Annotated in this window: 8 protein-coding genes and 1 pseudogene; all 9 read left to right on the top strand. The window is 40.7% G+C overall.

Features of this window, described 5'->3' with window-relative positions:
• A pseudogene (locus tag IEY34_RS35640) lies at window positions 1-1072 on the top strand (hypothetical protein); the annotation flags it as partial.
• A gap of 219 nt (window positions 1073-1291) precedes the next feature.
• Window positions 1292-3121, top strand: coding sequence for a hypothetical protein (locus IEY34_RS37150; RefSeq protein ID WP_229758021.1), 1830 nt, complete (start codon window positions 1292-1294; stop codon window positions 3119-3121).
• Window positions 3122-3140: 19 nt separating this feature from the next.
• On the top strand, window positions 3141-3611 hold the full coding sequence (locus IEY34_RS35630; protein WP_189020936.1) for a hypothetical protein: 471 nt from the start codon (window positions 3141-3143) through the stop codon (window positions 3609-3611).
• A gap of 1 nt (window position 3612) precedes the next feature.
• Window positions 3613-3831, top strand: coding sequence for a hypothetical protein (locus IEY34_RS35625; protein WP_189020934.1), 219 nt, complete (start codon window positions 3613-3615; stop codon window positions 3829-3831).
• Window positions 3832-4479: 648 nt separating this feature from the next.
• Window positions 4480-4728 carry a helix-turn-helix domain-containing protein gene (locus tag IEY34_RS35620; protein WP_189020932.1) on the top strand — a complete coding sequence of 83 codons (249 nt, stop codon included), beginning with the start codon at window positions 4480-4482 and terminating at the stop codon, window positions 4726-4728.
• 515 nt (window positions 4729-5243) lie between these two features.
• On the top strand, window positions 5244-5588 hold the full coding sequence (locus IEY34_RS38000; protein ID WP_189020938.1) for a deaminase domain-containing protein: 345 nt from the start codon (window positions 5244-5246) through the stop codon (window positions 5586-5588).
• 11 nt (window positions 5589-5599) lie between these two features.
• Complete coding sequence (locus IEY34_RS35610) at window positions 5600-6004, top strand: hypothetical protein (protein ID WP_189020930.1); 405 nt, start codon at window positions 5600-5602, stop codon at window positions 6002-6004.
• 465 nt (window positions 6005-6469) lie between these two features.
• Entirely contained in the window at window positions 6470-6919 is a 450-nt protein-coding gene (locus tag IEY34_RS35605) for a hypothetical protein (RefSeq protein ID WP_189020928.1), read from the top strand.
• Window positions 6906-7892, top strand: a complete 987-nt coding sequence (locus IEY34_RS35600; protein ID WP_189020926.1) for a hypothetical protein — start codon at window positions 6906-6908, stop codon at window positions 7890-7892. Before IEY34_RS35605 ends, IEY34_RS35600 begins: the two co-directional genes overlap by 14 nt.
• Window positions 7893-8002: the final 110 nt, after the last annotated feature.

Raw genomic sequence — 8002 nt, 5'->3', positions numbered from 1 at the left:
CTGCGCGACAAAGGGGATCGATGTCAACGTCGTGGGGCGCGTTTCCGATTTTCGGATAGGAGATATCGGTGATTTGCGGTACGAGTCCGTGTTTAGAACGGCACCCGGCTCACTGAATCATACAACAAATGCTTATTATTCAGGTGGAAGAGATAAAGACGGAATACCAACGAACATGTTTGGACAAAACGCATGGCTCATGCCGATTCGCCCAGGCTCCTATCCTGGACAAGTCGCCACCGTGCCTCATAACGGCTACTCGTTCCAGTTTGATTTCAAAACGATCGGCAACTACTGGGATAAAGGCGAAGGGATGCGGATTGATCCCACGTTCTGGTTTGTACCGCGCAGCGGCGGCACTAGCGAGCCTGTGGATCTCTATTATGATACGTCAGGAGCCAGCAATAAAATGATCCGCGTCGGTTCTGTGGTAGATAAGCAGATCTACTCCCGCGTCTACCGCTTGCCGGATCCGCTAAGGAATATCAATGACACGGATATCCAAAACGCCGCAAGCTACGAGTATACGAATATCTTAACGGCCAGCCAGCAGTCGCAAACGCCGTGGCCCAAGTTTTACACCCAGTTCTTGAGCCGCAAAATTACGACAGCTACGGGTTATGATATTGAAATTCTGCCGTACAAATCGCGAACGATTGTGGGGCCGCCAAGAGTCGTGCCGCCTGTGGTAGATCCGACCGTTGCCCTTCGCAGCGTACAGCATTGGTATGGGGAGTACAATCTCCCGATCGCGCCGCACATTTTGCCGAAAGGGACGGATGTTCTAGCGCTTGCCAATCGCTACGGAGGCTCTTTGGACGGGCATGAATCGGAGTTTCTCACGAAGGGCTATATCGTAGTTAACTTTGGCATTTATGCGCTCAAGCATAACGACCAAGAAACAAGAATTCTAGGCTACAATTCTCCGAATGCCAACATGTGGGCGATTGAAGGGCAGATTGCCTCCGATCAAGACTACTTGGGCCATACGTTTCAATTTCGCAGCGGCGACATTATCCTGTTTGAATCGGACTTCTCGGTTCGTAATGATTTTCAAGGCCAAGGTCATTAAAAGTAGGGGACTTTAAGTCCCCTTTCATCAAGCGGCAAAGGAGGTCAGGCGTAAATGGCATCGGATCAGGTACTCTTTAATGAAGACCGCATGCGGAAGTTAATGAAAGATATCCAAGACATCGAGGATCATGCCAACTATCTCCGAAATGCGACGAATGGCTTTGTGAATCAGCTGGATAGTCAGTTGCTGTCACAGATCGGTTCGGATACCGCGCAAGTGCAAGCATTAATCAATAAACTGACCAGCAAAGCCGAGGGCATGAGCGGATTTTTGGATTTTACGATAAAAAAGGTCAAGGAAACCGAACAAGCCAACATCAAGGATGCCCAGGCATTAAAACAAGCAACCTCTACGGGGAAAAGCTGGTGGGAGCGATTAGCCAGCAGTTTGGGCGCGGAGGCCAAAGCCGTCGTGCAAAAGATCGTCAGTGGAGTCGAGCATTTGGCGAAGACGATTACGCATACGAACCCGCTGAAGCTTTTGATCGCGCCGGTTCCCACGCTACTCGTGGAAGTGGCCAAAGAATTTCAGGTACAAATCCAAACAGCCACCATTGAAAAGCAGCTAGGCTCACTGAAACAGGATAAGACAGTGGCGCAATTACTGGATCAACGAGCAAAGGGAACGCCAGAGGAGCAGAAATGGGCGAACGAGCGGCTTGAACAGATTAAAGAGGCCTATACAGAACTGGGACGCAGCCAAGCGGCCTATCACATGTACGCAAAATTTGGTAATCAGGCGTATATGGATGAAGCCACGAAAGAGATGGAGGCTGAACGCATAAAGTTAGGCCAGTTAGGCATAGCCTCCAGCTTTTATGATGAGAATGTGGATGTGAGCTCTTTCTATGCAGGCTCGGCGTTACTAGCTTGTAAGTACAATCCTACAAAGAATGACCATTCGGAGATGCCGCAGGATAATGTACTGCGTAGTCTGATTCTGACCTCCTTGAGCAAAGGGAATGAGGGGGAGTGGGCGATCAGGCGATTGGAGGGCTCCACAGAAACGAATCGTTCTGAGCTACGTTCGTATGATCCCAATAAAACTGTCACTCTGGAGGAATTATTTCGTCAGGAATCAGATCGTTATACAAAGGAACAACTGGAGGAAATATGGAATCAACTGAGTAGCGAGGAAAGAAAGGCAATATCAAAGCAATTCGCACAGAACTGGTTCAAACAAACCCTTCAAGGTATAGGTGGTGAAATCGCAAACGGAGCGATGACTTCATGGGAGAGCTTTAAGGAAATTGGAGGCGATTTTCATACAGGGTTACAGACAAGAGGGAATAAAGCCTTGGATTCCCCCTATGACTTTATCAACTGGCTGACACTTGGTGCTTCTGGCGGGATTCAAGAAGGATTAAAGGAAAGGGCTATCGAAAATTGGGATTCGACGTATGATTTTTTCAATTGGCTGACCGTCGGAGGAATAGAGACTGTGAAAGGAGCTATCAACCCGGACAAGCCCTTATCCAAGGAACACTGGTTAGCAAGTCTTGGGGTAGCGAGTATCGTATATGGTGGTGCTAAGGGGCAATGGGGAACGAAGTTGGAACATAGAATTTTGGGCAGAAACGTTGTTGAGGGGACGGGTGAAGTTGGTTCGGGTGGAAGTGTTGCTAAGGAGTCTGGGGACGTTGTTGAAGAAACTGTAACATATAGTCGAGTTCAAGGAGGACAGAGTAAAGATATATTAAAAGTCAATGAAGATGGGACTCTTTCTTTGAACGAAAAGTTCAAATCAAATGACTTAAATGTAAGTACAGGTAAAGATCATGCAGAATACTTCAAAAACAAAAGAGGAGACGGTTCATACAAAGTTGAATTTGAAGTACCAAAGTGGTTAGATGAATTAATTCAAGAAAATGCAATTTCTCAAGATTTTTATAAATCTAATCCCTTGAATCAAGGAGGAACAGCACCTAAAATAGTTGATAAAGGTATTTTTGAAAAATATAACTTTGATGGCGTTGCTTACGAACTACCATCACCTATTAGTGAATGGCTTGTTGAATATGCGAAAAATGTGAGGATAGTACCTTAGTAGAAAGAGGTGTTGTTAAATGACAGTTCCACTTTATGCAGAAAATATCGTTGTAGGAATAGTCTTTAAAAACAAGTTTAATTGGTACATTTCAACAAAAGAATATTGGATTTTAGACTATGAAAAAGCTGGAATAACTGATGGAAATTTGTTTAAGTATGAAAGAGAAGGTATTATTATTTTAGATGAAACAACAGTAAGCGAATTTTTAAATAAAATAATAGAATATAAAGTAAGAACCGATGAGCTAAAAGAAAAGTTTTTATCTTCAGTTAAAATTGATGAAGATAATGCTATCTACGATTATAGACCATCTCTATTTATAAATTTTGATGAGAAGTTCTTATATTCGATGTTTCCTGAATACACTAGTTTCGAAGAATATATTCCAGATAAATGGGTTGGCGAATATAAAATTTTTTATGGTTTAATTGATAAAAGTTTTAAATATTGGTGTAATGATAATAAAAATTATTTTGAAGGGGATTAGCATGACTGAAAATAAAATTACTATAATAAAAGATGTATTTAAAAATGAAAAAAATGGTGTTCTGACAGATGGAATTACAATCATTATTGATGGTCAATTAAAGCAAGTTTTAGATATTATCTCATCAAAAGAGAGTTTTGGAGATTATACGGAAACTGTAAAAGAAGTTCTTTTTACAGGAATTAACCAGTATATTGAAAAATACAAGAAGGAGAAGTAAAAAAAACTTTTTGTTTCAGAGAATGGATTTATATGAAAAATTGAGTCTGTAAAATAGTTTGTGTAAACTCGTTAATTTTCTATCTACAAGATCGTACAATACAACCAACGAAGCCACAATACCAGCTAACCGCCTGTGTTGTAGTCTTTTTCGATTTTTGGTATGAATACGGGGGATGATGAAGTAGACCTCCTACCCAGTGACGAATGAATCCATAACACATCTAACCCATGTAATACCCGTATAAGTTTGTACGCACAGTAATGCTTGAAAGATATAACCTAATTAACGCTAAAGTGTTACATAGAACAGGTCGATTATGGTCAGATACCACCATGATGGACCTGTTTTTTGTTACCTTTGTTATCTGAGGTTTTTTCAAAATGTAACGCAACTGTAGAATACGCCGCCCCGATAGGGAGGATGAAAAGGCAATGCATCTTTTAAGATGGATGGCACGACAATTGATAGTAGGGGTGGCTAAATCAAATAATTTGATTTTGTTCGCAACAGAACTAAACATAATAGCGATCGTTACGACGAAGAAAGTAATCTGGTGACGACCAGTTTAAATAAAGAGTAGGGTACGGTGCGGCTAGCCGTCCACTCGTTTTTATAAAAAAACGAAGAATGAAAGGATGTATTCACATGACGAAAAATATTCAAGAAAGATTGATAAAGCTATCATTGGACGAGAATTGGCATAGTTTTCATTGTACGTTCCAACAAAATAAGTATTACATTCCGTATCCTCATATGATTAGGAAATGTTACGGCTTAAGCATGAATGAACGAGGCGTACTACTTGATATCCTGTCTCATTTAGGAGAGAACAATGAAGCCTTTCCCTCTCAAGAAACCATTGATGCAATTTGGGAATTAGCGAATCTACGGTAAAACCGGCTATTACTTCACTTGAAGAAAAAAGGTTCATCAAAACAGTACGTAGAAGGGGACAAGTAAATCGCTACAGAATTGACCAGTTGGAAGGTAATCCTTATCTTGTTCTCTCTGAAAACGTTCATTTCTTCTTGAAACTTTATCAGCCAAAGTATATCAAGAAGACTCTAATTCAATCCGTTATTGCTACTGTCATTAATGGTGACTCTATCCACTTCAAGAGCATCTTCATTAACCTTCGCCCCACTGATACCTTCATCGCTGTATATAATAAAACAGTTATCACCTTTTCCTTTAGTAGAGTTTAAGATTACTACTTAGGGGACGGGTAATACTGCTATACTTAAACAGACAATTGACAGATTATTTGAAAGATCTAAAAACATAAGGAACGATATCAACAATGAAATCGAAAAGATAAGAAATTCTGATGCATACAAAAATTTATCAAAAACTCAGAAGGATAAACTCGATAGAAAACTAGAAAACTAGATAAACTACCTAGCGGGAACATCGCTGTAGCGGAAGTAAATATCCCTGGAATCAAAAATGAATTTCAAGCACACAGTCAAATTCATTCTGCTGATAGTTTAGGTAGTAATTTAGGAGATTTTAGTCATTCTAAAGAAATAAAATCATTTGAATCTTATGTGGAAGATAAATTCCCCCGTTACAACGATACGGAGGCAAAGATTCTTGAAGATATTTCTTCTCAAATAAAAGACCCTTACGTATCAGGCCAAATTAATTTATATACAGAATTTGATGCCTGCCAAAGTTGCTCAAACTTAGTTATGGAATTTAGGCGTAAGTACCCAAATATTAAATTAAATGTTTATTCCGAGACCATGAGATAAGGATTGATGATATGAGCATGACTAGCTATGAACGAATAAAAAACTCTATAGTACTTGATTTTGAGGAATATATGGAAGATAAAGGGTTAACTGAAGTGCAGGTTTCAGCAAGGATTCTAGAAGAGGATTGGAGAAGGGTAAACGATAGTTTATTTACCAAAACATTATACTTTGTTTCTATTGCAATAGAGAGCTTGAAGAATAACGTAATTGCTGATTTTATCTATTCAAAACTGGATATTTACTTAGAAAATATTAAATTTGAAGAGATGATAGACAAAGAAGATGTCGAACATTTATTGCAAGACATTAAAATATGCAGAAAGCTAATTGAAAAAAACGAGTATAAGATCCTAGAAACAAGTGATTCAACTAAAGCGGGAGTTGACTATATCCTGGGTTTGAAAGTCAAATAAGTGTAAATAATTTCGTGTAAACTACAACCAAACATAAAATGATTATTCAGCACTCCAACCACGCCACAATACGAGCTAGCCGCCGTGTTGTGGTTTCTTTTTATTCGTCGTCAATTTCCAAACAATACAAACATAAAAGCGGAGGCTGTTCAAGAGCCCCACCCAGTGCCGAATGAATTCTTTATTCAACCAATAACGCATTTAACTATGTAATACCCGTATAGAGATTTCATCATTTCGTTTGAACGCACAATAATGCTTGACAATTATAACCTAAGTAACGCCGAAGCGTTACATAAAACAGGTCGATTATGGTCAGATACCACCATGATTAGCCTGTTTTTTACTGATAAAATGTAATATTTTGGTGATTGTTGTCGTTCTATAGATTATAATATAAAGGTTGATATTCCATTTTTGGTAATATTTAAACCCGGATACAGACAGGCCGAGAAGGTCGACGATATGACCTACCAAGTATCCGATGCGGCGATTACACAATTCGTTGATACCGTTAGGGGAAAGGGCTACGTAGACGTGCGGGATTACAACCAATTCCTACGTTCGCTGGATACTTCTAATGCTGTATTCAATGTTACCTTGAAGCGCTACAAAAAGGTCATTGAACCTACCTATACGAATCCCAATAACTTTGGGACGTTCCAACAGACATTTACAGTTCGGTATGACGGATACTTTACCAAAGAAATACTCAGTACGCTGTATCCAAGTGCACAGCTTGCAGATGATGATACATCGCGGAGATATACCATGCATGTTGGAGATATATGTAACGTTCGCATTCAATCACGTGGCATTACCCTTGCAGGCAGGCTTCGCTCTTTCCTATTCAGAGGACAAGCGGTTCCGATTGCCATTAAAAAGGGGGGAATGGTACGAAGTGAAGCCCCTTAGTCTTGTCTTACTATTTCTTATTATCGCCATCCCCCTCGTATTTGTGCATGATGCCAGGCAGGATTCGTATGATCGAAGTGTTACCCTGCACAAACAATATGAGGATGATTTTCGGGCTGCCGTGGACGATGCGGGTGCATATTTGGCTAGAATGGAGTCACAACAAACGACGACCGCCGTTCGGTATCATGAACAAAAGCAACTTAATTTGGATATGGACCTGCTTCATGTTTTTTATCAAAATCTAGCCCTTAAGTTCGGCATTGAGAATAATCCGGTAGCGATACAAAACTTGAAAATCCACATGCCTGCCATGGTATTGCTTCGCTATAACGGGTATGTGTTGGTGACATTAGAAGATGCAGCCAATAGTAGTGGACAGCGAGAGATTACTCCTGTCTTTTGGCCAATTCGCCCGTATACATACACGCTGCAGAATGGGAATGTGCTGTATTTTACACTGGATGACAAGGCGACAGTCTACGATAAGGCATCCAATGTATTCGTACAAGATGAATATGCTGCGCTGGCAGGTAAAACCAATTTAGCGCCACTAAGCACGCTTGCCATCTTTCAAGAGGTTCGGCAGAACACAATTACGGCTAATGTGGAGCAAGACTTGGGCGGAGCTATCAATCGGCATATGGAGCTTGTGAAACGGCTCGGGCTCAATCTTCAATTCTCTATTCCGCGCGGGTTGAATGAGCAATCCATCAAAGATATCGGATTTATGGCTTTTGTTCAGGGCTACCCCTTGCCTAACGGGGAAAGGTTCGATGGTTACGCCTTCGGCGGGGGAGCCGTCGTGCAAAGAAAATCACTAATTGGAACGATTTCATCTGCTGGACGGCATGTCGCTTATGGCAACGGATGCGTGCCAAGTGCTGGCGTGACGGTCACTGAAAGCCTTTTTGATGGGGAAGAGGCTGTAAGAAAGGGATATTTTATTAATGATTATACAAATACGCAGTAGTGAGGGAGATATATAATTTCGCTTACTACTGACAATGGCGATGATGTAGGAATAGTTCTTAAAAAGTCACGTCAATAGAATTTGCTGATGTCCAAATGTAAACTATTATC

The sequence above is a fragment of the Paenibacillus marchantiophytorum genome, assembly GCF_014640555.1.
GTDB lineage: Bacteria > Bacillota > Bacilli > Paenibacillales > NBRC-103111 > Paenibacillus_E > Paenibacillus_E marchantiophytorum.
Note: the sequence above shows the minus strand (reverse complement) of the source record. Positions and strands in the feature narration are given on the sequence as shown.